The organism is Bartonella sp. AD328YNZD (genome assembly GCF_042196425.1).
This window is the reverse complement of the sequence record NZ_JBHIQG010000143.1, coordinates 1-5,912: the sequence shown is the minus strand read 5'-3', so window position 1 is coordinate 5,912 and position 5,912 is coordinate 1. Positions and strand designations below refer to the sequence as shown.

The 5,912-nt window shown below is 39.2% G+C and carries 1 protein-coding gene; it reads right to left on the bottom strand.

All coding sequences use genetic code 11. The features are described from left to right. Nucleotides 1-5,840, bottom strand: a 5,840-nt coding sequence (locus tag ACFIO3_RS07470; protein ID WP_375704266.1) for a hypothetical protein, incomplete at its 3' end; no start/stop codon positions are given. Nucleotides 5,841-5,912 lie beyond the last annotated feature (72 nt).

Genomic DNA, 5,912 nt, shown 5'->3' with positions numbered 1-5,912 from the left:
TCATAGGCTCCTTTCTCCTTATTCCAGTGTAGAACATCTGAATCAACCTTGTTGATGACATCATTAATACGGTTATTAATATTTGACATCCCCGTATTAATATCACCAAAAGCATCAGCGACATTATGGTGCTCTTTCTCAGCAGTATTGCCATTCTCATCGACTTTAGAAATCTTGAAGGTAGGGTCTGTCCATTGACCATTCGCATATTTAGCACCACCACCGAAATAATTAGCAAGCTTATTGCTCATGAGATAAAGCTGGTTCCCTGTAATGGCATCCGTTGAACCTTCGGCAATCTCACCATCCAAAAGATACTTCAATTTGCTCTTTGTCTTCTGCCCATCTTTTTCATGACGTGCAACAAATGCTCCTTCTTCATCATCCCACAATAAAGCATCTTTCGTGATACCTTCAATTTTCTGATTAAACTCATTGGATACATTCGTTAAGCGCTGATTCACACTTTTGACATTCGCATCAAGCCCCGTCAAAGCATCACCAACATTATAATAGTTAACTTTTGCTACTTGGCCATCTTCAACAATGGTAGATAAGCTATATTTTGGTTGTTTAAAAGCACCATTTTCGAATGAGGCACCACCACCAAAGTAATTTGCAATATCTCCTGATATTTTATTAATCTGGCTACCATTGATTGCATCACGAGAATCCTGGGAAATTGCACCATCTTTAACATTCAGGAGAGCAACTGGCCCATTGCTCTTATCGCCACCTAAAGTTACACTACTGTAATTAACATTGCCATTTTCACCTTTATCGTAGAGAACTGCTGCTGCAGTTACTGTATCAATATCTTTAGAAATCTTATCTATGCTTTTATCAAGTTGGTCTTTGTTAACAGCTTCATCACCCTTCTCTGCTGCCTTAACACCAGAAATAGAACGCGCTACACCAGCATATCCCGCAATATTGATTTCAGTACCAGCTGTATCCTTACCAATAGTGATAGGAGCAGAAACTCCGTCTTGCTTAACAAGACTATTTTTTACCACTTCGGAAATCTTATTATCAATATTTGTGATAGAAGTATTAACACCTGTAAACGCTTCCGTAACATTATGATAGGCCTCCCCCTGAATAAGGAAAGCTGGTTCTATACCGTTCAATACATCTGTACTACCACCAAAATATTTCGATGTATTTTGAGCGACTGTTTTAAGATTATCAGTAACAGTTGTAACCTTCTCATTCGTAGCAAAAAGCTGTGAACCATTTACTGCTTCAGTAGATGTTTGAGAAAGTTCTCCATCTTTTACACCAGAAAGTGTTCTCTCTTGATTATCTTTATTTGCAATGCTTATTTTAGCACCACCTGTCGCCTTACCAACTGTAATAAGACCATCTTCTCCCTCCTGTTTTACAAGGCTATTTTCTGTTACATTGTTAATCTGATTATAGATATCCGTAATAGAATTATCGACACCTTCAAAAGCATCAGCGACATTATGATGCTTTTTCTCAACAATAGTGCCATCCTCATTACGCTGAGAAACTTTGAAAGTAGGTTCGCTCCACTCTCCATTCTCATAGCGAGCACCACCGCCAAAATAATTTGCAATCTTATCGCCCATCTTATAAAGTTGAGAACCATTTATTGCATCTGTTGAATCTCCTGAAATATCACCATCCGCAAGGAACTTAATCTTACTATCTGTTTTACGTCCGTCTTTTTCATGAAGTGCAACAAACGCTTGCTCCTCTTCACTCCAAAGTAACGCGTCTTGAGAAAATTTATCAAATTTATCATCAAATTTCTTGTCTACATATTGTATATGTTTATTCACATTTTTGACATTTACATCAAGTCCTTCAAGAGCCTCACCAACATTGTCAAAGATTTTCTGTTCTACCTTACCATCTGCAGAAACGGTAGATAAATTATACTGTGGTCCAACAAAAATACCATTTTCAAACGAGGTATTACCACCAAAGAATTTTGCAATGTCACTGCCCATAGAATGAATTTGGGAACCATTGATTGCGTCTGTTGACTCTTCTGAAATATCACCATTTAAAAGGTAAGTAATCTTACTATCTGTTTTACGTCCGTCTTTTTCATGACGTGCAGCAAATGCTTGTTTACCATCATCCCAAAGCAAAGCATCTTGAGAGAACTTATCAAATTTATTATCTACATACTTTATACGACTATTCACATTTTTGACATTTGCATCAAGCTCTGTCAAAGCATCACCAACATTTTTAAAGGTTTTCTGTTCTACGCTACCATCTGCAGATACTTTAGATAGATTATATCTAGGGCCTATAAAAGCACCATCCTGAAATGCTGCATCCCCACCAAAGAATTTTGCAACATCTCCAGATATCTTTGTGACCTGACTACCATTTATCGCTTCTGTTGAATCTTCTGAAATCTTTCCATTTTTCACACCTGCAATGGTTCGCTCTCCCTCAGTACCTGTAATATCAATTTTCGTACCGCCTTTTTCTTTACCAATGGTAATAAGCTTCTGATCTTCTTTCCATTTAACAAGACTGTTTTCTGTTACATTATTAATCTGACTATAAATATCTGTGATAGAAGTATCAACAGCAGCGAAAGCATCCATTACATTGTCGTGTTTTGTATTCTGAACAGTAAATGTTGGTTTGATACCATTAAGTATATCTGTCTCCTCACCACCAAAAAAATCTACTATATTAGTAATATAATTAAACAGTTGATGGCCATTTATTGCTTCTGTTGAATCGGAACTGACTTTTCCAACTGCAACGCCAGAAATAATTCGATCTCTGCCTTCAGAGTTCGCAATATTGATTTCGATACCTTCTTTTTCAGCACCAATGGTAATATTTTTTTTACTTTTACTCCATTTAACAAGACTATTGTCTTCTATCTCAAACTTCATTTTATATAATTGTGAAAGGTTAACAGCATCATGCTCATTGCTACCATCTGCGACTCCTGTAATTTTTGTATTGGCGGCATGAATACCACCCTTGGTCATTCTTGGGCCATCTTTGATCATGAAACCGGCATTACTCATTCTGCTATCCCCTGTTTCTACACGACCAACTTTAATATATTCGCTTAAATCAAACTTTACTTCATTGTTATCACCTCTGGTAATTTTTATATTTGTGTTCTCACTCTCATTATTATCATCGTCTTTATGCTTAACTGCAACAAACTTTACTGTACTTCCTGCTTCAACATCTGTAGCATTATCACCATCAACAGAAAGCTTCCAGCCCGTTTCCATCCCCGCTGTAAAGTCTTTCAGCTGTTTATAATTTACTGCATCAGTATCATCAGTACCAGCTTTCACTTTTGTAATCTTTTTGCTACCAGCATCAATACCTTTCACAGTTATGCTTGGTCCTCCATCAACAAACTTAAAGCCATCGTTGCTCATAATGCTGTTGCCTGTCGTGACACTCGTGAGCTTAAGAGTATCATTCAGAGAAAATGTAACTTGATTACTGTCTTTTGCAATTTTTATATTTTTGCTACCATCTTCATTTTCACCAGCAACAAAATCTACTGTACTCCCAGCTTTAACATCTGTAGCATTATTACCATCAACAGAAAGTTTCCAGCCATTTTCTGCAAGTGTTCTTACCTCTGTCAACTGCTTATAATTTACAGCATCGGTTTCTTCTGCCCCCTTAGCTACTCCTGTAATTTTTTTATCACCAGCATTAATACCATTTAAAGTTATGCTTGGTCCATTACCATCAATAAACGTAAAGCCATCGTTGCTCATAATGCTGTTCCCTGTCGTAACACTCGTCAACTTAAGAGTATCATTCAGAGAAAATGTAACTTGATTACTGTCTTTTGCAATTTTTATATTTTTGCTACCGTCTTCACCCACAGCCGCAATAAGATCTACTGTACTCCCAGCTTTAACATCTGTAGCATTGTTCCCATCAACAGAAAGTTTCCAGCCTGCTTCAGCAAGTGTTCTTACCTCTGTCAACTGCTTATAATTTACAGCATCAGTATCTTCTTCCCCTGCCGCTACTCCTTTAATCGTTTTATCACCAGCATGAATACCATTAACAGTTATGCTCGGTCCATTACCATCAGTAAACCCAAAGCCAACAGCACTCATAACGCTTTCTCCTGCTGTGACAGTCATTACCTGAATATCATCAGCTAGATCAAATGTGACATTGTGATCATTATCTTTTTCGATCTTGATATTTTTTGTACCTTTATTGTCAGCTGACTGAAAATTTACTGTACCATTTGGACCAATAGCCGTAGCATTTCCACCGTTAACAGCAAGCTGCCAACTCGTTTTGTTCGCGTTTTTCACCTCTTGCAACTGCTTATAATTCACTGCATCGTTAGGTTCAGACCCATCTGCTACGTTTGTGATCTTTTGCTTGGCCGCATCAATACCATCAATAGTCATCATTGGACCATTATCAATAATAAAACCATCATCACTCATCGTGCTTTGGCCTGTGGTGACGCTTGTAAGTTTGAGAATATCACTCAAAGTAAATTCAATTTTATGCTTAGTATCTTCAGTTTTTTTTGCAATCTTTAAGTTATCTTTTCCTACTTCACTATTTTTCACTGAAAAATCTACGGTATTGCTTGGATTCACGTCTGTAGGATCTGTATCGTTAGCAGAAAGTTTCCAACCCCCTGCCCCTGCTATGACATCTCTCATAGCTTTTAGTTGCGCCACGTTTACCGCATCGGTATCTTCACTTCCAGCAGCGACCCCTGTAATTTGTCGTGTTAGGTTACCATTACTAGTACCACCAACTTCACCAACGCTAAAAGCACCTGCTGTGCTTTTCCATGCCATACCGGTTTCTGTCGAATCACCATTAAGGTAAGGGTCATACCCCTTAACGCCCTTGTTCCTATCAGAGACCGAGCCACCACCGATAGCAACACCGTCATACACCGTTACTTGTGCATTTGCGCCAATAGCAACAGAATCTTCCGTTTCAGCATAGGTATGTGTACCTATAGCAATCGCGTTTTCTCCCTTCGCTGTTACTTTTCTGTTAGGATTATTTTCTTCGGTTCTGTCAGAGCGCCTGACCCCTATTGCAATAGCACCTGACCCCAAAGCTTCAGCATCTGTACCTATAGCAATCGTATAACTCTTTTCTGCCTTAACTTTTGTACCTAAAGCAATACTACTGTCACCAGAAGCAGTTGCAAGTCCTCCAATAGCAACTGAAGATTCCCCCGATGCCTCTGAACCAACCCCCATAGCAACAGCTGCTTTACCACTTGCAAGTGCGGAAACACCAAAGGCTTGAGCTCCTCCAGCCTTCGCCGTTGCACCTGCACCCAAAACGGTTGAATAATTACCCGTCGCTGCAGACCCACACCCCGTAGCAAAAGAATAAACACCGTAAGCCTCAGGCATAGCGCTAGCAAAACCACTGGTGGAAAATGTCCCCATATAACCACCCAAAACTCTACCATCAGCCCTAGCCGTGTGTCCATCACCCGTCCAAATAACCTTTTCAGTGGTCGTACCATAAGGATGACGACTGTTAAACTCTTGATCAGTAATAAATCTATTATATTGCTCCTCTGCAGTTATTCGTCCAGTATCAGGAATTACCTGCTGTTGTTTACCACCACGACCAATAACATTGTCTGCACCACAGTAGTCATCATCACCAGCAAAAACAACACTCCCATGACTACCATACGGATACATGACACTAGCACCACTTGTGCTTCTAACTAGCTCTCCTGTTATTGAGAGATTCGCCGCAAAAACAGGAGAAACACTCGATAAGAGTGTCGCCATTACCGTACTAAGAGAGACAACTTTAATTAAATTTGGTGTGGAATATTTTTTTTTCATAAGAACCTCCTCCAACAGAGTTCAACATCATTACAACGCGCGGAAACACTCATGGCAAAACCCTCAGTTTGC